This is a genomic window from Symmachiella macrocystis, assembly GCF_007860075.1.
In the GTDB taxonomy this organism is placed as follows: Bacteria; Planctomycetota; Planctomycetia; order Planctomycetales; family Planctomycetaceae; genus Symmachiella; species Symmachiella macrocystis.
Map to the genome: position 1 here is coordinate 1,649,142 of NZ_SJPP01000001.1, position 20,238 is coordinate 1,669,379.

The following is a 20,238-nucleotide window of genomic DNA, read 5'->3' on the forward strand; positions in this document are numbered from 1 at the left end:
GTATAGGTTCATGGTTTTAGTCCCACGATCAGACATTCGCTTTCCTCAGCGACAGGTGCTCATAGTTGGCAAGCGCGTTGCCGTGGGATAACCTGATGGTTGTGACGTTTGATACCGTAGACATTCCCCGGCATTCTCCCGGCATTCACCAAAGAGCAAACATGGCCATCGACCCGATCTGTCATATGGAAGTGGATGAATCTACGGATCTCAAAGCGACCCGCGAGGGCGAGACGTTTTACTTTTGCAGCGAACATTGCCGGCAAAAGTTCTTAGAGCCAGACGCAGAATCGCCGCCGGACATGGTGCAGTTGGGCGGATGTTGTCATCAGGAACATTCGGCCGACACAACTCCGCGCAAGACGACCAAGAAGTATTTCTGCCCGATGTGCGCGGGAGTCGAATCGGATGAACCGGGGGATTGCCCGAAATGTGGGATGGCGCTGGAATCGGCACAGGTCACCTCAGGCCAAAAGACGATCTACACCTGCCCCATGCATCCGGAGATCGAACAGGACCATCCGGGGAGCTGTCCGAAGTGCGGAATGGATTTGGAGCCGAAGTTCGTCGAGGCGGACGCACCGCAAGACGATACGGAACTGCGGAGCATGCTGCTACGTTTTTGGGTGGCTTTGTCGCTGAGCATTCCCGTGTTCCTCTTAGCTATGCTGCCGATGGTGGGGGTGCCGGTTGACCGATGGTTGGGGCATTCGCTGCATACGTGGTTGCAAGTCGTGTTCAGCACGCCGGTCGTGTTGTGGGCGGGCTGGCCGTTTTTTGTGCGGGGTTGGCGGTCGATTCTGACTTGGAATCTCAACATGTTCACCTTGATCGCCATCGGCACCGGGACGGCGTATTTGTTTAGTCTGTTGGTCGTGCTGTTTCCGGGACTGGTTCCCGACGACCTGAAAACCGACGGGCATGTGGAGGTTTATTTCGAAGCGGCGGCGGTGATTATCACGTTGGTGTTGCTTGGTCAGGTGCTAGAACTTCGCGCACGACGACGAACCGGGCATGCGATTCGGGAGTTGATGTCGCTGGCGCCGCCGACCGCGCGCATTGTTCGTGACGGTCAGGAGCAAGAGGTTCCGCTGGATGACGTCCAGCAGGGGGATGTGCTGCGTGTGCGTCCGGGTGAGAAAATCCCCGTCGACGGCAAATTGACGGAGGGGAAAAGTTCCGTCGATGAGTCCATGATTACCGGCGAGCCGGCGGCGGTGCAAAAACAAACCGGCGACGAAGTGATCGGCGGAACGGTTAACCAGACCGGCGCGTTTTTGATGCAAGCGGAAAAAGTGGGCGGTGACACGGTGTTGGCGCAGATCGTCAATATGGTCTCGGACGCTCAGCGGAGTCGCGCGCCGATTCAGAAAGTCGCCGATGTCGTCGCTGGATATTTCGTGCCGGCGGTGGTGCTGTGCGCGGTGCTGACGTTTATCGTATGGGCAGTCCTACAGCCAAAGCAACCGGCGTTGGCTTGGGCGCTGGTCAATGCCGTGGCCGTGTTGATCATTGCCTGCCCCTGTGCATTGGGGCTGGCCACACCGATGTCGATCATGGTCGGCGTCGGACGTGGGGCGAAGGCAGGCGTGCTGATTAAGGACGCCGAAGTCTTGGAGACCTTGGAAAAAATCGACACACTCGTCGTCGACAAAACTGGCACGCTGACCGAAGGCCGCCCCAAACTGACCGAGTGCATTCCGGCTCAGGGCTTTCCCGAAGCGGACCTATTACAATTGGCGGCAAGCGTCGAACAAAACAGCGAGCATCCGCTGGCGCATGCCATCGTTCAGGGAGCCAAGGATCGAGAGCTAAGTTTATCGAGCACCGCTGATTTCGATTCGGTCACAGGCGGAGGGGTGCATGGAACGGTCGATGGCAAGGCTGTGCTGATTGGCAAACGTTCGTTGTTGGAAGAACGGCAGGTGCAAGATTTTGCGGTCTTAGACGACAAGGTCGATGAACTGCAGCGGCAGGGACGGACGGTGATGTATGTCGCTGTGGACCAACGTTTCGCCGGAATCATCGCTGTCTCCGATCCGATCAAAGCCTCCACCGCCGAAGCCGTTACGGCGCTGCACCAATTGGGGCTGCGGATCATCATGCTAACTGGCGACAACGAAAAAACGGCTCAAACAGTCGCTGAGCAATTGGGAATCGATGAGTTCGAAGCGGGCGAGCGACCCGAGGATAAACAGGCGCGGATCAAGTCGCTCAAAAGCGAAGGTCATAAGGTGGCGATGGCCGGCGACGGCATCAACGATGCACCGGCGCTCGCGCTGGCCGATGTCGGCATCGCCATGGGGACGGGGACCGATGTGGCGATCGAATCGGCGGGGGTCACCCTCGTCAAAGGAGATCTGCGTGGAATCATCAAAGCGGTCAACCTCAGCCGCCACACAATGCGCAACATTCGGCAGAACCTGTTTTTCGCATTCATCTACAACGCGCTCGGCGTGCCGATTGCCGCTGGTGTGCTCTATCCGGTCATGGGGCTGTTACTCAATCCGATGATCGCCGCCGCTGCGATGAGTTTCAGTTCCGTGTCAGTGATCGCCAACGCACTGCGACTGCGAACGACCAATTTGGATTGAGCAGCGGTGCGAGTCCCGGCGTGGGAATGGTGTATTGGGTGATGGACTGCCGCGGAAAAACGAATTGAGGCTGCTGAGCAATTTCGAGCATCAATCGTGGGCAACTTCACAGTCACCGCGCCGCAAAAACCACTTATACGTTTCGCCTATGACCAGTACCGGCAGCGACAAGGCGACGATCAATCCCCAATCCTGCAGTCCAAGTGGCATAGTATGCAGCGCCGTTTGTAAAAACGGGATGTAAACCGCTGCGACCTGCAGCCCGATCATGCCCGTACAGGCGATCAAGATCCAAGGATTGGAAAAGAAATTGAGCCGAAATAGCGACGTCCGCAGTGTGCGGAAATTGAAGACGTTGATTTTCTCGGCAATGATTAGTCCACAAAAGGCCATCGTCTGCGCAATCGCCTTATCATGCGGATCGTCGCTGCCCCAATAGTCGTACATTAACCACAGCGTCACAGCCGTCAGATAGGAGCCAAGCAGACCGATCATAACGATCCCACGACGGTCAAGCAGCGGCTGGTTCGAATCACGCGGAGGGCGGTGCATGTTACCCTCTTCGATCGGTTCCAACCCCAGCGCGACGGCGGTCACTCCGTCAGTGATTAAATTCATCCACAGAATTTGCACGGGCAACAGAATCAACGGCCCGCCCAACAGAATATTACAAAAGATCGCCAAGACTTCGCCTGTATTGGACGAGAGCAAATACAGGACGAATTTCTGAATGTTGTCATATTGACGGCGGCCCTCTTCGACGGCATTGATAATGGAACTGAAGTTATCGTCCGTCAGCACCATGTCGGCGGCCCCCTTGGCGACATCCGTGCCTCGCAGCCCCATCGCGATGCCGATCTCGGCTTTCTTCAATGCGGGGGCATCGTTCACGCCGTCGCCCGTCATAGCTACAACATGCCCGTTGCCTTGCAGCAACGTCACGATTCGCAATTTCTGTTCGGGGGTCGCGCGGGCGATTACAATTTTTTGCATTAGACGTTCGAGCAATGTCGCATCATCCAGTTGCTTCAGCTCACTGCCGGTGAGTGCCTGTTCGGCGCTTAGACCAATCTGCTTGGCGATGGCCAATGCAGTCGGCGCGGCGTCGCCGGTTATCATTATGACATGGATACCCGCCAGAGCAGCGGTCTCAATGGCCGCTGAGACTTCCGGACGGGGCGGATCGATGATGCCCGCCAATCCCAACAAGGTCAGGTCCTGTTCGACAGCGTCCTCCTCCACCTCGAAATCGAGCGGAAGTGTGCGGCGAGCGATTGCCAAAACGCGCAAGCCCTCATTGGCCATTTCCGCATAGGCGTGTTCGATGCGCTGACGGTCGTCCTCAGTCAGTGGTTGTTCGTCGTTGTCCTTCAAGATGCGCTGACACCGGCCGAGAATCACCTCTGGGGCGCCTTTGACATGCGCTAGCGCACCTTCGGATTTCCGCTCAACGACGGTCATCCGTTTACGCGTCGAATTGAATGAGAATTCCGTGGAGTCTTCGCCGTTCTCGACCGACGGCATCCAGGCTTTGTAGGCGGCCACAACCAGTGCGGCTTCGGTCGGTTCGCCCGACTGTTGCCAACCGTCGTCAGTCTGTTGCAGTGTGGAGTGGTTACAACGCAAACCGGTCTCTAAAAATGCCAGCAAATCGGGCCGTGATTGATAATCGAGCCGTTCCCCATCCACTTCAAAATGACCGGCGGGATCGTAGCCGGTGCCGGTCACATCGATATGGCCGGACGGTAACCAGATTTGCTGGACGGTCATTTCATTTTTGGTCAAGGTGCCGGTTTTGTCTGTGCAAACAACCGATGCCGCTCCCAAGGCCTCAGCGGCGGTCAATCGACGCAGCAGCGCCTGTTTTTTTGCCATGGCCCGCACGCCGAGCGCTAATGTAATTGTGATGACCGCCGGGAGTCCTTCGGGGACGACCGCAACGGCCAACGAGACACCGGTCAGAAACATTTCCAGCCGCGGTTTGCCTGCGACCCAACCGCCGACGGCAATGAGGGCCGAAACCACAATCGCGATCAGCCCCAGTTTCTTACCTAAAACAGTAGTGCGGCGTTGCAGGGGAGTCGTTTCAGGCCCGATAGCTTGTGTCAGTAGCGCGACGCGTCCAAATTCGGTCGCTTCTCCCGTCGCGACGACGATGCCGGACGCGTGGCCGTTTGTGACCGCCGTCCCCATCCAGACCATTGAGGATTTCTCGGCCAAGGGTGTCGATTCGTCAACCGGTTCCATCCCTTTCGAGACCGAGTCGGATTCACCAGTGAGTGCCGATTCATCAACCTTCAAGTTGACGGCCGTTGTCAGCCGCAAATCGGCGGGCACGCGATTGCCGACGCGCAGCATCACCAAATCACCCGGCACGATCTGTGCGGCCTGGATTTTCAACTCGCGTCCATCCCGAACGACGGTGCACTGCGGCGCGAGCATTTGTTGCAAAGCTTTGAGCGCTTGTTCCGCCTTCCACTCTTGGACAAATCCTAACAGTCCATTGAGTACGACGATAATCAAAATCGCAGCCGCATCGATCAGTTCACCGGTCGCCGCCGACATCAGAGCCGCGAGCATCAAAATGCCGATGATCACATCCCAAAACTGCCGCAGCAGGACCGTATACCAACGCGTTTCTTCCGTGGAGAGCAGTTCATTCGGGCCATAGGATTTCAAACGTGCTTGCGACTCGGTTGCCGAGAGACCGGACTTCAAATCGGTGCCAAGCTGCGAAATGACCTCCGCGCTCGACAAGGCATGCCAGGCAGTCTTCGTGGCGATTTCGGTGGGGATTTGTTTTTGCATGATGTGGATGAAGACCGGTGAGATTGTTCTAGAAACAATCGCTGTTAGGATGTATGCCTGGAAGAATCGCTACCATTTTCTGTATTTGCCGGATCGAAGCGCATGGCCGGACTGATCTTACAATTCATTTTGATTGCATTAGTTGTTGTTGTAGCGGGAACACTGCTCGCCCGTTTCGCCGACGAACTCGGCATGATTACGGGCATGGGGCGTTCCATGGCTGGCGTTGTGTTACTCGCGTTAGCGACGAGTTTGCCGGAACTACTTGTCGGCTGCAAGGCCGCCATGATTCCTGCTGTGGATTTAACCCTGGGAGACCTGCTGGGAAGCTCGCTGTTTAATCTATTGATCCTGGCCGTCCTCGATTTGTGTACAAAAACACATGGCGCAGCCCTTTCAAAATCGGCGTCGGCCCATGCGCTTTCGGCAGTTTCTGGAATTCTCCTTACGGCGGTCGTGCTGTTTTTTATACTGGTCAAGTTACCCGGGACGTTCCTGCGTCTGGGGCCGGGGTCGTGGTTTTTGTTAATCACGTATCTGTTTTGCCTGCGGCTAATTTTTTTCGATCAGCAATACGCGTTGAGCCAAGCCCCGCAGGCGGCCGAAACGCCGACGATGTCGCGTGTCAAAATTGTGACGGGATACCTTCTCTCCGCCGCAGTGATTTTTGTCGCCGCCCCAAAACTGGCAAGTGTGGCGAGCGAATTGGCGGACATCAGCGGGTTGGGGCGAACGGTTGTCGGGACGTTGTTCGTGGCCCTGATTACGTCATTGCCCGAAGCGGTTACAACGTTCACCGCTTTGCGAATGGGGGCCACCGACTTGGCAATCGGCAACATTTTCGGCAGCAATGCCTTTAACATGTTGATATTTGTCGGAGTCGATCTGTTCTATGACGGGTCGCTGTTCGCCGCGGCCTCAGAGACACATGCCGTCACAGCTGCCATGGTGATTTTCGTGACGGCTGTCGCCATCCAAGGTTTGTTGTATCGCGCCGAGAAACGACTCTGGATTGTCGAACCGGATGCGGCTCTCTTAGTACTCCTCGTAGTGGCTGCCCTCTCGGTGGTCTTTTGGATGGGCCATTGAGCCTATCCAGCGGAGACATCCAGGATAAGCAACGTTGCATACACGGACGTCTTGGGACGTTGATGAAGAGTACGAAGAACAGAACCATGAATGATCGTCCTACGAAGTCCGTTGAGACCTCAAGGAGCCGCCGCGATGAAAGCCATGCTTCTTCAACAAATTGTCTCGCTGCATGACACGCAGGAACCGCTCGTCCTGGCAGATATTCCCATCCCCATCCCGGGGCCCGGTGAGGTTTTAATCCGGGTTGCCGCATGCGGAGTCTGCCATACCGAATTGGACGAGATCGAAGGACGCACCGCACCCCCGCAATTCCCGGTGGTCCCCGGCCATGAGGTGATTGGTCGTGTGGAACGCCTTGGGGCGGAAGTCAGCCAACTGCAAATCGGTGACCGCGTCGGCGTGGGTTGGATTCATTCTTCGACAGGCGCTGCTGATGAGAACCTCAGCGTCGATTTTCGAGCAACGGGCCGAGACGTGAACGGCGGCTATGCGGAATATTTGACGGTCGGGGAGCAGTACGCCTATCGCATTCCAGATATCTTCACCGACGCCGAAGCTGCCCCACTGCTCTGTGCGGGTGCGGTCGGTTATCGCGCCTTAAAACTCACCCAACTCCAGAATGGCCAATCTCTGGGATTAACCGGTTTTGGCGGCTCAGCACACATCGTGATTCAACTTGCGCGGCACTTGTATCCTGATAGTCGAGTGTCGGTCTTTGCGCGTGATGAAAGCGCGCGACGATTCGCCTTGGAATTGGGAGCCACCTGGGTGGGGGACACAACGGATCGGTCGCCGGAAAGCCTTGACGCGATTATCGACACCACACCGGTCTGGAAACCGGTGGTCGAGGCCTTAAGGAACCTCGCCCCGGCAGGACGGCTGGTGATTAATGCGATTCGTAAAGAGGAGACGGACAAGAAGTCGCTCCTAGACCTGAGTTACCACGACCATTTGTGGATGGAACGCGAAATCAAGACTGTCGCCAACGTCACGCATTTTGATATTGCCGAATTCCTGAAAATCGCCGCCGAGATTCCGATTCGCCCCACGGTCGAACCTTACCGCCTGGAAGACGCAAATCGTGCTTTGCTGGATCTGAAACATGGTCCGATTCAGGGAGCCAAGGTCCTCGTCATTGACTGAAGCCCAATGCCCGCTACGGGGAGGGATTGCAGGCAGCACTCGTCTTGACATTTTTGCGTTCGACACGAATAATTACGGACAGAAAGAAACCGCTGATGACTTGGCGGTCCGATTCCGGTCATGACAGCCTCTACGTGCAACGGTTGCACAGTAGAGGTTTTTTTACGCCTGGACCAAAGCCCGTGAGGGGGTTCCTCGCGCGCTTTTGTTGACCAGCTGTAATAGGAGTTTGTGATCGATACAAACTCGGTCGCTTACATGTGCACGAATCAGTGCACTGGAAGGATGGGTACGATGACTGCATCGCAAACCGATGATTTCCTGCGGATGTTGTCGAGCGAACATGTCGAGATTTCGAAACGAGTTGCCGACTTGAGACAATTCTGGAGCGAAGTCAACGAACTGGGTGATGGACCGCAGTACGAAGAGATGGGAGCCCGCATTCGAGAACTGCGAGATCATCTCGCAGAACATTTCGATCTCGAAGAACGGGGAGGCTATCTGGCCGGTGCGATTCAACGCGCGCCACAGTTGGCCGAGCAGGCAGATCGATTGAAACGGCAACACCAACAAATTCTCGACACACTAGACAACTACAGTTCTCGATTGCAGGCTTGCGGAGAATCCTATCAATGTTGGAAGGATGTTCTTGTCGACATCGAGCAATTCCTAAATCTGCTGCACGACCACGAATCGACCGAAGCAGCGATCATTGTCGAGACGCTAGACGTTGACAATCATTCTCAGAACTGACGACACGAGCCTACGTTGTCGCTCACGATTGTGAGGGAGTGAGCGGCGAATAAACAACCATCAACGGCGGGGCGGTTTCCTCTTTACGGTTGTTTTAACAACCAGATTTCAGCGTTTCGCGACTGCTGCCGCCAGTTGAGATGCTCTTCACCGGTGGGGGCATCCCAGGTAATCGTCAACTTGCGGTCCTTGAGCATTTCTTTAGGCACGGGGAATTCCTTGAATTCTCCCAACCCCCGTTTATCCAGGGATGTCGGCAACCGTTGGCCGTCGGCGCGGAGCAGGGACTGTCCATATCCCGCAACGCGAACCACGTAATTGGCATTGGGATCCAGGCCCTCGTAGACGACCTTTGTACCGGCTTCCATGGTCGTCAACCACGATGGCCGCGCTCGAGACTTGCCGTTATCCAACCACCAATAGGTCGTGCTGGGTGAGCGGATGACATGCGCGGGATTGGTGCCGGCGGGATTCCAACGGATCAACCGCGGCGACTTGGCGATGTTTCCCAAATCGTCATAAAAGCTGCCGGCGCCGGGGTTCTCCCACGTGCGGATGATCTCCAACTCCTTCAGTCGCTCCTCTTCGCTGAGTAGTTTGGCGATCTCGGTAAAACGGTCTTCGAGCCACCACCGGTTGTTCAGCGGATGATCGACGAAATCCAAGAACGCCCCGCGTTCGGCCCCGCTGGCATTATATTTTTCGACGCTGCTTTGCAGAGCGATCGATTCAAAAAGATCCTGACAGAGTTCCTCGATCCGTGCGTGCAATTCCGGACTGATCGGATCTGTCTGAGCGCGATTGAGAACGTCCAAGGCCTGTTTCATCGCGGCTTGGGTGCCGATTTCGGGTGCTTGGGCGAGAATTCCGTTTGCTTGATTTTCCAATTCGGTTTCATAAATCAAACGGCGGCGGGTGAAGGCGTCGTAATTTGCCCGCAGCAAATTCATTTGCCAACGCCAATTGCCGCTCAACTGCGGAGCCTGTTTTTCCAGTTCATTCCAATACAACACTGTTCCTTCGACCGCACCGTTATCGGCCAACGCGCCTTGCCAGTTTTTTTCGAGAGCCAAAATCCCATCAGCTGCCGCGGGTGCAATCGCTGGATCGAAGAAGACGCGGCAATACTCGATCAGAATCTCCCGCACATCGCGGTGGGGATCCCAGCCCAACATGCTCCAGACGATCTTGTTGACATCATCGTGCACGCCGTCGGAATAGCTGATGAACCCATCGGTATACGGGGCGAGCCGATTGTGAATCTCCGCGTATTCCCGCGGTCGGGGATTGATCGCTTCACGGCCCAACGTCAGCGCATAGGCCGGGTCCCACCACGGGACGACGTATTGGCAGAGTTTGTTGTGCGTGATGTCAGGGTACAGGCGAAACTGGTATTGCGGCGGGAGTGAATTGCGAATCAGCGGTGCCGGCGGACTGGAAGGCCCAGCGACCAACCCGCCCAACCATTTTGGATTATTCGTTTTGATATAATCGAAAATAGACTCGACGTCGCGGCGGCTCAGGCGTTGCAGCGACAACCAGATCCGCGTCTCGGGATGAATTGCGATGAGACGCTCGGACAATTCTTCTAAAAACGGCAGCACCAATTCCGGCGGATTGTCTCCCGGATCGCCGGCAGGGAAGAAGACCCCGTCAAGCCGTTGGCAATCGCGGTACAACCTCTCGTGTTTGTCGAGCATTTCACTGCGCAGCTTTTTGTCGTTGAGATCAAAGTCGGCCGGCGTCCAGACCCAATAGTCGAGTCCGTAACGGGCACAGATTTCGCTCAATTTGCGATTCATATCCTGTCGGGAATATTTCATCATCGAGTTTTTCCGCCCATCCTGAAACGGAATATTCTCGATGGCGTTGGTGCCGAACAGTGCCAATTCGCGGATATATTGATCGAATTGCGCTTCCGTCCAAGCGTCCCAAGAGTTAGCCGTCGCGCGATACCCCAACTGATGGCCGCGAATCGGCGAGACCGGTGCGGTGGCGATATCCAAATCCGCCGGCAGCTTGGCTGTCTCTTGGCCCCATTGCAGATTCCGCAACAACGCCCCCACGCCAAACAACACGCCACGGGGATCAGCCCCTTGGATCCAGACAATCGGCGCAGCATCATCACGTTGCTGAACGGAAATGCGATATCCCTCGGGCTGAGTTTCGGGAAGGTCCTCACCCTTCCGCATGGGGAGTGGTGTTTTCCAATCGGTGACATTGGCGTTTGAAGTGAGCGCAATCACCGTTTTGCCCGCCGGCCATTTATCGGTTTGGGGCAACTTGATACCAGTCCGCTTTTTGATCTCTTCAATCAACACCGTCGCCGCGGTTTGCTCCGTTTGAGGAAGATCGCCATCGCGGACGACAACAACCGCATCCTGCAGGTCAACCCATTCCGCCGCCGCCAAGGGCGCGCCGCTTCCGGCCAATATCAGAAGCCCCAGAAATGCAAGGAGGCCAATTCGTTGTATGTGATTCATAAGTGGGAACTTTCTATGGTGTTCTCGTCGTTGGTCGCTTGCTAGCAAATCAACCCCTTGCGGACGGAACGGTTATGGCCGATCGGGTTTTCGCCAATCCAACGTTCGTCCGCCGGTTCATCGGCCGGCTGGTAACGCGAATCGGTCGAGAGTCGGATGCGGTCACTGTGATTGTCGAGACTGCCATGGACTGTAAAAATGTTGAATATCACGACGTCTCCCGGACGATACTGCTCGGCGGTTCGCCAAGGGAGACCCAGTTTGGATTGTAGCCGCGCAGGATGCCCGCTCAGTTTTCCGTCCCCCAACGGGCCGATCCATTCATGGACATCTTGGGGCGGACGATCGGGTTGATTTGTGCAAAACGTGTCGACATCGCCTGTGTAATGTTTTTTCAAGCGGTCCAAACGATGCGAACCGGGCATGATCGTCAGTCCGCCGATAGCGGGTGTGATCTCCATCAACGGTGTCCAGCTGGTTAATAACCGTTGTGACCCGCGATTCATATAGACCGAATCGACGTGCGGCGCAGTGCCGTGCCCCGGGCCGATCGCTCGCAGCCAAGTGAAATCGAAATGCCGCACCGATTCGTCAAACAGCCGCCGATAAAAATCCATCATCCGCCCGGCGTACAGCAATTCCCTCAGCGGCGCATTCTCCTGAACCAGATCGTGACAACTGCGTCCCTGCCAGGGTTGTTGGGCGACCCCTGCAGAAACCGGATGCGCGCGATCGACCATCCCCAATTCATCCAATTGACCAAGCAGCCGTTCCCGCGCAGCGGTCACGAGGTCAACGTCGAGATAACCGGGCAGGTACAGGTACCCTTCTTCCGCCAACTGCATCCGTAATGCAGCAGGATCGTCAATCAGCTGCGCACTGGATGCAAACCAACCGAAGTACTCGGCGGAAAGATCCAACGTTTCGCCGAGACTGGTAAGAGGCATTGCTGTGGACATAACGATTACTTCTTCAAATAGGTGTCGAACCACTTCCAGACTTCTTGATATTCTGCCGCAATCCCCGGCCAATACGAATGCCCGCCGCCCGGTTCGACGATCAATTCGACCGGTAAGCCAAGTTCTTTATATTTCGTTTGCATCACTTTGGATTGCTGCAGCGGGACGGTCCTGTCGCTATCACCGTGAATCAACAACAACGGCGGGGATTGTTTGGTGGCGAAGTAAATCGGTGAGATTTCGCGGAGTTGTTTTTCCAGGTCGGTGATCTCGCCAAACATCCGCTGAAACATTTCCGGGCGAACCAGTTTGATCACGTTATAGCCCTTCTCGGCGCCCCAATTCACCATGTCGGTCGGGGGGAACCAAGCGACGACGCACTGCACGCGACTGCTCACGCGCTCGATCGGATCTTTGGCGTCGGCATTTCCATCATCGCCGGTCATGGCCGCCATCAGCGACAAATGTCCGCCGGACGACCCGCTGGTGATTCCCAATTGATTAGGATCAACGCCGTGATCTTTAGCGATCGACCGCACGTACCGTACGCTGCGATTCATATCTTCCACCATCTCCGGCACATAGTATCGCGGCGAGCTACCGTGCCGCACGACAAACAGCGTATAGCCGCCGGCAAGCAATCCTTGCGCCCAATGGTCCTCGTCACGCTTGCGAATGTTCTCTGCCTCAATGTCGGATTTTTTTGATTTCCAGGAGCCGCTGGAAACCAAGATCACACCGATCTCCTTGGCATTTTGCTTAGGCGTTAGCACATCCATGGTCAGCGCCAAGCCGTCTTTATGCCCATAGACGAGATCCTCTTCGATGTCATACTCGGTGAAGGTCAATCCCGAGGTATTTGCTTTCTCAGCGGCTGACAGCAATCCGACGGACAGCGTGGCCATCAAAAACAGGACGCACGGACGTAGCGATCTCATCTCTTGTCCTCAACGATTGAATCTGGAATACGGATATCTAAGAAGAAATATATAGCCGGCCTACAAATGAAGCGCCTGCTGATCCATTCAATCATACCGTAGCAAAGGCCAATTATCAGGTCCGCCCGCCAATTGAATCCGGTTGCTATTCCCTTTACAGTGCGATAGTCGCTTTTTCGCGCGACATCAGGTTCGTGCTAGATAACAAGTTTATGAAACCATGCAGCGCAAACTCGTATTTCTGTCGTTGATTGCAGGGCTGGTTTTGACCAACCACGCTCTCGCCACCGAACTGGAATGGGTCCGCACGGCCAACGATCAACGCGGCTTCGTTTTGGCAGAATCGGGCCGCACGTTCGTACCCTGGGGATTCAACTATGATCACGACCGTGATGGACGGTTGATTGAGGACTACTGGGTAGACGACTGGGCGACCGTTGCTGATGACTTTCAGGAAATGAAACAACTGGGCGCGAATGTCGTCCGTGTGCATCTGCAGTTTGGTAAGTTCATGACAGCTGCCAACACACCGAACCTGGACACACTTCGGCAACTGGAAAAACTGTTGCGATTAGCGGAAACCACCAGGTTGTACCTCGATGTGACCGGACTGGGCTGCTACCACAAGCAAGATGTTCCCGCTTGGTACGATAAATTAAACGAACAACAACGCTGGCAGGCACAGGCCCGGTTTTGGGAGGCCGTTGCCGCACACTGCGCGAAGAGCCCCGCCCTGTTTTGTTACGACCTGATGAACGAGCCTTATGTTCCAGGGGGTAAAAAGAAACGGGACGATTGGCTGGGCCCCGCGTTTGCCGGCAAGCATTTTGTGCAATTCATTACACTGGAAACAGCCGGCCGGCCACGGCAGGCGATTGCTCGAAAATGGATCGGCCACATGGTTGCCGCCATACGCAAACAGGACCCGCGGCATTTGATTACCGTGGGGCTGGTCCCCAATAGCCTGGATCGTCCAGGGCTGACATCGGGATTCATCCCGGACCAAGTGACCGACGATCTCGATTTCCTGGCCGTGCACCTCTACCCTGAAACCGGCAAGAATCCCCAAGCCCTCAAAACTCTTCAAGGATTTGCGAAAGTCGGCAAACCGGTCGTCATCGAAGAAATTTTCCCGCTGAAGTGCGACGCGCAGCAATTGGGGCGATTCATCGACGCCTCCAAACCGTACGCGGCCGGTTGGATTGGATTTTATTGGGGCAGAACGCCCAAAGAATATCAACCACCTGCGACGATTGGCGAGGGACTAACGCTTGCTTGGCTCACGTTGTTCCAGGAGAAACGTGAGTCGATTCTTGCTTCTGAAATTGAATCGCCAACATTTCTCAACAACGGCGTGACCGCTCACCGCGGAGATTCGGGGAACTTCCCTGAAAACACCCTGCCGGCGTTCCAAGGCGGTATCGCTGCGGGCGCAGACTGGCTTGAACTCGATATTCTCCGCACCCAGGACGGCCGGTTGGTTGTGATCCATGACAAAACGACGGCGCGTGTCGGTGACCAAAAACGAGTCGTGGCGGAATCAACCTATCAAGAACTCGCCACGGTCGACGTCGCTACCGATTTTCGACGTCGCACCGGCAAGAGTCTAGCCGACTGTCCACCGCAACGGATTCCATTGCTGGAAGATGTGCTGCGCTTAGTTAAAAAACAGCGGCGGACGCGGGTTTCCCTTCAGCCTAAAATGGATTGCGTCGCCGACGCGGTCGCGCTGGTCCAACAACTCAAGATGGAAGCCTGGGTCGGATTCAACGACGGCAATTTACAATACATGGCCCAGGCCAAACGGCTGGCTCCAGCGGTGAAGATTTTTTGGGACCGCGGCGCAAACACGGATATCAAGGCCGATATTCGCACAGCCAAGACGCATGGCTTTGCCGCTTTGGTGATCAACGAAGCGGGTGTAACTGCGGAGAAGGTCCAAAAAATCAAAGCGGCCGATCTCGAAGCGGGTGCGTGGACGGTAAACGATCCCAAGCGGATGGCACAGTTGCGGGAACTGGGCGTTGAACGACTGTATACCGATTATCCCCACCGCGCACTGGAATGAAACGCCAAATTGCACCACTACGAATCGGCAAGCGAGCCGCTCGCTTCGTCGGCATTGGGGGATTGAAAAAATGCCGTAACCACTTTCCCCAATTGGCATTTGCGGAATCTCTCACGAGCGATATACTCTTGCTCGACAGTAAGACACCTTTGAGTGACTGTCGGTAGAACTCGTTTCGAAGAACGTTGATGCCGTCGGATGATTTCAATCGCGCCCCACATGAAAAACTCGACCTTCAATAGCATTTGCTTCCCCGGAAGGCCAACGCGGCGTGATTGAACAACATCAGTCCTTATCGCACAAAGGGCACAGTGACCGTTGGTTGTGGGCCATATGGATTGGCGTCATCATCGGCTTTGCAGTCGTCCCGGTGAGTGTGCACCTTCGCTATGGAGCCGCATCGGATCGCAATAAAGATTACGACACTTGGTACACGGTCGGACAACAGGTGTGGGCGGGCGAAGAAATCTATCCGCTGGCCGAATCGCCGCGGTTCAATTTTATGTACCCGCCTGTCTCCGCGTGTCTAATTGCGCCGCTCACCATTGCCGGCAAGCTGCCTTTCATTTTGATCTTGGAAGCCGCCAATGCGGTGAGTTGGATTTTTTGTGTTTACGCGGGCGTCTACTTAGCCACGGGCAAAGCCTGGGGACGGCCGGTGATCGTCTATCTCGTACCGACGCTGGCAACGACTGCTTACGTGTATGACACGTTTCAATTGGGGCAACCCAATTTGATGTTGTTGGCGCTGCTGCTTGCGGCATTTATTTGCCTGCGCGCCGGTCGTCAATTTGGGGCAGGGACATTGATTGCCTTAGCGACGGCCGTGAAGGCTTTTCCAGTGATGCTGGCCGTCTATTTATTATGGCGACGGCAATACCGAGCCCTCACCGGGTTTTTAGTAGCAATGGCCTTTTTACTGATCTGCCTGCCGGCCCCGTTTCGCGGATTCCAGCGCAATGTGGCTGAACTCGGAACATGGACCAACGCAATGGTGCTCAGTTACGACCGTGGCACGATCGCGCAACGTCCCGGGCAAAGTTACCGATGGAAAAACGCGTCGCTGATTGCCACCGCGAATCGGCTGTTGCGGCCGATTCCTGCTGACCGCAAATTAACCGTCCATCCACGCCCCTACGTTCCCGGTAACCCGAACGCCGGGTACCGTTTGATCTATGTCAACGTGGCAAATCTTGACTTTCGTGTTGTGAACTTCGTGATTCTCGGCGCGGCACTGGCAATCTGTTTGGGATTTGTGGCAGTGATGCCGGCGACGAAATTCCGCACGCAGCGGACTGATGCGATTGAGTATGCCATGCTACTGGTGATGATGATTGTGTTTTCGCCCATCTCTTGGTTTTACTACGGCGTGTGGCTGATGTATCCGCTGACCGTCGTGATGTGGTATCTGCGTGACGGCACCCATTCCCGCAACCAAATGCGCTTCGCCTTGGGCGGACTCTTCGCGTGCTTAGGGTTGCTGAACTTCGTGCCGCCGTGGGACTGGTACCGCCCCGTGCGCGCCATCGGGACGCCATTTTTTGGTTACATGCTGATGCTTTCGCTGCTCGGCTGGTTTTTATATCAGGAACGCCGCAAATCGATCGCAGCCGCCGACCCGCTCGCCACCAACGATGAAACGGCTCCGCCGGCGTTATTGCCCCACGCTGCCTGAACAACACATGCGGGATGCCCATCGGTATGATATGATCGCTGCCGTGCTGCGCCCCACGGTTGTGCGGCAGCACGTGCCTGCATTCCGCGATCCCTGCTTTCATCGAGTCAAGGAGTTTTATCGATGTACCGCTGCATAGCTTCGGCATTATTCTTGGTACTGTTTGGTGCGACGCATCCGAGCTTAGCCGCTGATTGGCCGACTTTTCGCGGTCCAGCAGGCGATGGGTTATCGGGCAAGGAACAAGGTCCAACCCAATGGAGCGCCACGGACAATATCGCTTGGAAAGTCAAACTTCCACAGCCGGGAAATGGCAGTCCCATTGCTGTGGATGGCCGTGTGTTTGTGACGAGCGCCGAGGACGAAGAGGGGAAGCTGCGGAGCTTGTACTGCTTCGACCAAAAAACCGGCAAACAACAGTGGGTGCGGACCGTCACCATCGATGAGAAAATGCCAACCCACAAAACCAACCCCTACTGCGGTTCGACCCCTGCCTCCGACGGCGAACGAGTGGTCGTCTTTCACGGCTCGGCCGGTTTGTATTGCTATGACTTGGACGGCAATGAATTGTGGTCCCGCAACCTGGGAAAATTCCGCCACATGTGGGGCTATGGTGCTTCACCGATATTCCACGACGGAAAAATCTTGCTCAATGCCGGACCGGGAAAGGATGTCTTTCTCACCGCTATCGATCCAACAAACGGCAAAGAGATCTGGAAGACACCTGAACCGGTTGAGGCGGACGGCAACCGTCGCGACGACGGCAATCCGATGGGATCGTGGTGCACACCGGTCATCGCCGAAGTCGATGGCAAATCGCAAATCATCTGTGCGATGCCCACACGGGTGAACGCTTATGATCCGCAGTCGGGCGAGATCATCTGGACCTGTGACGGCATGGCCCATGATCGCGGGAGTTTGGCGTATTCATCACCGGTCATCGTGGGGCCGCTGTGTTTTATTACAGGTGGATATCGCGGACCAACAATGGCCATCCGCTTGGGCGGCACGGGGGACGTGACGGAAACCCACCGGCTGTATCGCAATGAAAACAGCCCGCAAAGCATTGGCACCGGCGTTGCTATCGACGGCTATCTCTATCGTCCCAACGCCGATGGCGCTGCCATTCAATGCATCGATCCCAAAACGGGTAAGATCCTTTGGAGTCATCGCGGCAAAGGCCCCAGTTGGGGATCAATCGCCGGTGCCGGCGGCTTGCTGTACCTGACAAACAAAAAGGGAACGACGTTAGTCTTTAAGCCGAGTGAAGAGAAGTACATCGGGGTCGCCGTCAACAAATTGGACGATTCCACCAATGCGACACCCGCCATCGCCGACGGCCGCATTTTCATCCGTACCGACGGTTCGTTGTTCGGCATTGCGGAACCGCCCACTGAAAAATAGTCGTACCGAGCCCGGAGGATTGACGATGAACAGACGACTGATGCTCTCGCCGTTCTTCCTCTGGGTGACGGTGATTGCGCTTACGATCTTCGTGAAAACGCCGCTAACAAGTTGCGCGGCGGAACGTCCGAACATTGTGGTGATTCTCGCCGACGACCAGTCGTATCGCGACTTTGGTTTTACCGGCAATCCGTTGGTGCACACGCCGCAGATCGATCAGTTGGCGGCCGCTTCGGCGCGGTATCCCAATGGCTATGTCCCCATGAGCGTTTGCCGACCGTCGTTGGCAACAATTTTGACCGGACTCTATCCGCATCAACACGGCATCCACTTCAATCACCCGCCACCGGGATTGAGGACGATGCAAAAAACGATGACGGCAGATGAGTACCACCAAGCGCGGGCAACGACGGACTATCTAATCCAAAACGTTCCCACGCTGCCGCGCATCTTGGCACAACACGGATATGCTTGCCTGCAAACGGGAAAGCATTGGGAGGGGAGTTATCAAACCGCTGGTTTCACGCACGGTATGACACGGGGCCTGCCGGCGAAACGACTGGGCCACGTCACCGGCACCCGCGAGCAAGCCAACGGCGAATGGGTGGCGCACGGCAACGGAGACGCCGGGCTGGTCATCGGTCGCGAAACGATGCAACCGATTGAAAGCTTCATTGAGGAATACGCCGGCAAGATACCATTTTTTGTCTGGTACGCCCCTTTTCTACCGCACACACCGTTCGACGCGCCGCAGCGTTTCCACGACTTGTATAAGGGCCGCGATATTCCGAAACACCTGCGGCCCTATTATGCGGAGATTGCGAGATTCGATGAGACCGTGGGGCAGCTGATGGGATTTCTTTCGCAACACGACATCCTGGATGACACCTTAATCGTGTTCGCTTCGGACAACGGTTTCCGTCCGGATGAGCGTGCCCCGACACGGCAGAATCGACGCTCCAAATTGTCCCCCTTTGAAGACGGTCTGCGCACGCCGATCTTGCTTTGCTGGCCAAAAACAATCAAACCGGCGGAGCACCCGCAATTGGTCAGTACGGTTGATCTTGTCCCAACAATTCTGGCAGCAGCGGGATTGTCCGCGGAGATCACACCACGCATGCGCGGCCGAAACCTGCTACCGTCGGCCAGAGGCGACGAAACACTCGCCGATCAACCGGCGTTTGGGGCGATCTATCCCAATGACGCGCAGAGCCTCGGCGCGCCCTCGCAGCACGTGCGCGGTCGCTGGATTCGTTGGGGGGACTACAAACTGTTACTCCCCGGCCCCACTAAAAACCCGGTCAAGAAAAGCCTCTTTGATCTGAAACATGATCCGGCTGAGCAAAACAACCTAATCGATCAAGCGGATCAAACCGAGCGGATCGCACGCATGACCCAACGGCTGGACGAATGGTGGCCGCCGGGAGATGACAGCGACGTCACGCAACGCAAGGTGAATCGTTAGTCGCGGGCAAAGAACAACCAATCGGTCTGTTCGACATCGATGAGGTTATTGAAAACGGTCACCGGTTCGATGTGCACTTCACGAAACAACGCGCGCAGCGCTTCGGAAAACGGGGAGTCTTCGGCATACGACCAAACCCCCAGCAGCCCCCCTTCAGCGAGATGCTGCTTCGCTAACCGTAACCCCTGGGCCGTGTAGAAATCGCCGTTGGCCGTCCCCAGATTTTCCTCGGGCGAGTGATCCACGTCAATCAGAATCAGGTCATACTTTCGCGGTGGAGCAGCGGCGAGATATTGATAGACGTCGCCGCGCGTAATCTGCAAGCGGTCTTCGCCGTTCAATTCGTCCGACAACGGCACCAGTCCTTGCTCCAGCCAACCGATCACCTGCGGAAGAAACTCAATGACCTCGCAACTCGCCACACGCGGAGACCCCAGCGCCGCTCGCGCCGTATACCCCAAACCGAGGCCGCCAACCAAGACATGCAGTTCCGATCCGGCATGCATCCGCAACGCAATTTCCGACAACGCACGTTCCGAAGCGGTCAGATAACTGCTCATCAGAAATTCGTGATTGAGCGTCACTTCCGTGACAATGGTCCCCGGTTCGCACAACAATTCACGACGCCGCAAACACAACATGCCCAACTCAGTCGGCTCGTAAGCGAGGATCTCGAACTGCGGAGTGGCCACGAAAGAACCAATCTTAGGGGGGGGGAATGAAACGAACCGGCGTCAACGCACATTGTACAGCAGCACTGATAAAAAGAACATCGCCCACCAAATCACAAGAATTGGCCGCAACCGTAGGGTGCGTCGCGACGCATGATTCTCGCTTAGTACGAAAAACAATGTGA

13 protein-coding genes are annotated in these 20,238 nt (G+C 55.9%); 8 read left to right on the plus strand and 5 right to left on the minus strand.

Going from position 1 to position 20,238, the window contains the following annotated elements:
• Nucleotides 1–161: 161 nt before the first annotated feature.
• The gene (locus CA54_RS06415) at nt 162–2,594 is read left to right on the plus strand and encodes a heavy metal translocating P-type ATPase (protein ID WP_146369991.1); all 2,433 of its coding nucleotides are present in this window, start codon (nt 162–164) and stop codon (nt 2,592–2,594) included.
• Between the two features lie 90 nt (nt 2,595–2,684).
• Here CA54_RS06415 and CA54_RS06420 read toward each other — a convergent pair whose 3' ends face one another.
• Nucleotides 2,685–5,402 carry a cation-translocating P-type ATPase gene (locus CA54_RS06420; protein WP_146369992.1) on the minus strand — a complete coding sequence of 906 codons (2,718 nt, stop codon included), beginning with the start codon at nt 5,400–5,402 and terminating at the stop codon, nt 2,685–2,687.
• Between the two features lie 102 nt (nt 5,403–5,504).
• Between CA54_RS06420 and CA54_RS06425 the strand changes: the two genes are divergently transcribed.
• The 3 genes from CA54_RS06425 to CA54_RS06435 all read left to right on the plus strand — a co-directional run bounded on the left by CA54_RS06425 (nt 5,505) and on the right by CA54_RS06435 (nt 8,390).
• Nucleotides 5,505–6,491 carry a sodium:calcium antiporter gene (locus tag CA54_RS06425; protein ID WP_146369993.1) on the plus strand — a complete coding sequence of 329 codons (987 nt, stop codon included), beginning with the start codon at nt 5,505–5,507 and terminating at the stop codon, nt 6,489–6,491.
• Nucleotides 6,492–6,626: 135 nt separating this feature from the next.
• Complete coding sequence (locus CA54_RS06430; RefSeq protein WP_146369994.1) at nt 6,627–7,637, plus strand: zinc-dependent alcohol dehydrogenase family protein; 1,011 nt, start codon at nt 6,627–6,629, stop codon at nt 7,635–7,637.
• A 294-nt stretch (nt 7,638–7,931) separates the two neighbouring features.
• The gene (locus tag CA54_RS06435; protein ID WP_197532236.1) at nt 7,932–8,390 is read left to right on the plus strand and encodes a hemerythrin domain-containing protein; all 459 of its coding nucleotides are present in this window, start codon (nt 7,932–7,934) and stop codon (nt 8,388–8,390) included.
• Nucleotides 8,391–8,473: 83 nt separating this feature from the next.
• Here the strand turns inward: CA54_RS06435 and CA54_RS06440 are convergent, their stop codons facing one another.
• From CA54_RS06440 to CA54_RS06450, 3 genes are read right to left on the minus strand one after another with little or no spacing between them, the layout of a single operon-like run.
• Entirely contained in the window at nt 8,474–10,873 is a 2,400-nt protein-coding gene (locus tag CA54_RS06440) for a glycoside hydrolase family 20 zincin-like fold domain-containing protein (protein WP_146369996.1), read from the minus strand.
• 41 nt (nt 10,874–10,914) lie between these two features.
• Complete coding sequence (locus CA54_RS06445; protein WP_146369997.1) at nt 10,915–11,832, minus strand: phytanoyl-CoA dioxygenase family protein; 918 nt, start codon at nt 11,830–11,832, stop codon at nt 10,915–10,917.
• 5 nt (nt 11,833–11,837) lie between these two features.
• Nucleotides 11,838–12,770 carry a prolyl oligopeptidase family serine peptidase gene (locus tag CA54_RS06450; protein ID WP_146369998.1) on the minus strand — a complete coding sequence of 311 codons (933 nt, stop codon included), beginning with the start codon at nt 12,768–12,770 and terminating at the stop codon, nt 11,838–11,840.
• Between the two features lie 220 nt (nt 12,771–12,990).
• On the opposite strand from CA54_RS06450, the gene CA54_RS29165 reads away from it, so the two are divergent.
• From CA54_RS29165 to CA54_RS06470, 4 genes are all read left to right on the plus strand, one after another.
• The gene (locus CA54_RS29165; RefSeq protein ID WP_197532237.1) at nt 12,991–14,838 is read left to right on the plus strand and encodes a glycerophosphodiester phosphodiesterase family protein; all 1,848 of its coding nucleotides are present in this window, start codon (nt 12,991–12,993) and stop codon (nt 14,836–14,838) included.
• A 271-nt stretch (nt 14,839–15,109) separates the two neighbouring features.
• Nucleotides 15,110–16,513, plus strand: a complete 1,404-nt coding sequence (locus tag CA54_RS06460; RefSeq protein WP_146369999.1) for a glycosyltransferase family 87 protein — start codon at nt 15,110–15,112, stop codon at nt 16,511–16,513.
• 123 nt (nt 16,514–16,636) lie between these two features.
• Entirely contained in the window at nt 16,637–17,917 is a 1,281-nt protein-coding gene (locus CA54_RS06465; RefSeq protein ID WP_146370000.1) for an outer membrane protein assembly factor BamB family protein, read from the plus strand.
• A gap of 25 nt (nt 17,918–17,942) precedes the next feature.
• Nucleotides 17,943–19,382 (plus strand): sulfatase family protein, encoded by a 1,440-nt coding sequence (locus CA54_RS06470; protein ID WP_197532238.1) that lies wholly within the window; start codon nt 17,943–17,945, stop codon nt 19,380–19,382.
• On the opposite strand, the gene CA54_RS06475 is transcribed toward CA54_RS06470, so the two are convergent.
• Entirely contained in the window at nt 19,379–20,074 is a 696-nt protein-coding gene (locus tag CA54_RS06475) for a spermidine synthase (RefSeq protein WP_146370002.1), read from the minus strand. The genes CA54_RS06470 and CA54_RS06475 overlap by 4 nt on opposite strands.
• Between the last annotated feature and the right edge of the window lie 164 nt (nt 20,075–20,238).

Coding starts and splice junctions, on each gene's coding strand:
- CA54_RS06415 (WP_146369991.1), top strand. CDS start 162: ATGGCCATCGACCCGATCTGTCATATGGAAGTGGATGAATCTACGGAT.
- CA54_RS06420 (WP_146369992.1), bottom strand. CDS start 5,402: ATGCAAAAACAAATCCCCACCGAAATCGCCACGAAGACTGCCTGGCAT.
- CA54_RS06425 (WP_146369993.1), top strand. CDS start 5,505: ATGGCCGGACTGATCTTACAATTCATTTTGATTGCATTAGTTGTTGTT.
- CA54_RS06430 (WP_146369994.1), top strand. CDS start 6,627: ATGAAAGCCATGCTTCTTCAACAAATTGTCTCGCTGCATGACACGCAG.
- CA54_RS06435 (WP_197532236.1), top strand. CDS start 7,932: ATGACTGCATCGCAAACCGATGATTTCCTGCGGATGTTGTCGAGCGAA.
- CA54_RS06440 (WP_146369996.1), bottom strand. CDS start 10,873: ATGAATCACATACAACGAATTGGCCTCCTTGCATTTCTGGGGCTTCTG.
- CA54_RS06445 (WP_146369997.1), bottom strand. CDS start 11,832: ATGTCCACAGCAATGCCTCTTACCAGTCTCGGCGAAACGTTGGATCTT.
- CA54_RS06450 (WP_146369998.1), bottom strand. CDS start 12,770: ATGAGATCGCTACGTCCGTGCGTCCTGTTTTTGATGGCCACGCTGTCC.
- CA54_RS29165 (WP_197532237.1), top strand. CDS start 12,991: ATGCAGCGCAAACTCGTATTTCTGTCGTTGATTGCAGGGCTGGTTTTG.
- CA54_RS06465 (WP_146370000.1), top strand. CDS start 16,637: ATGTACCGCTGCATAGCTTCGGCATTATTCTTGGTACTGTTTGGTGCG.
- CA54_RS06470 (WP_197532238.1), top strand. CDS start 17,943: ATGAACAGACGACTGATGCTCTCGCCGTTCTTCCTCTGGGTGACGGTG.